At 52.3% G+C, this 281-nt stretch carries 1 rRNA gene; it reads left to right on the top strand.

Features of this window, described 5'->3' with window-relative positions:
• A 23S ribosomal RNA gene (locus RCF13_RS14125) occupies window positions 1-110 on the top strand; the annotation flags it as partial.
• Window positions 111-281: the final 171 nt, after the last annotated feature.

Genomic DNA, 281 nt, shown 5'->3' with positions numbered 1-281 from the left:
GCACAAGCCCCCTGAAGGAACCATGTAGACTACGTGGTTGATAGGTCAGGTGTGTAAGTACAGCAATGTATTGAGCTAACTGATACTAATGATCCGTGCGGCTTGACCATATAACCTCAAGTTGCCTTGGCTTTACGACAGCGTCGTAAGAGCATCCAAGTGCACGCTACGTCACAAGAACTATGCGAGGCTGGCGCCTTGTCCCACAGGGACGAGTGCGACACTCCAAAAGCCTCCCTGGTGAAATTAGCGCTGTGGAACCACCCGATCCCATCCCGAAC

It is taken from the genome of Stenotrophomonas maltophilia group sp. RNC7, assembly GCF_030910085.1.
Classification (GTDB): Bacteria; Pseudomonadota; Gammaproteobacteria; order Xanthomonadales; family Xanthomonadaceae; genus Stenotrophomonas; species Stenotrophomonas sepilia.
This window is presented reverse-complemented; position numbering and strand designations above follow the sequence as displayed.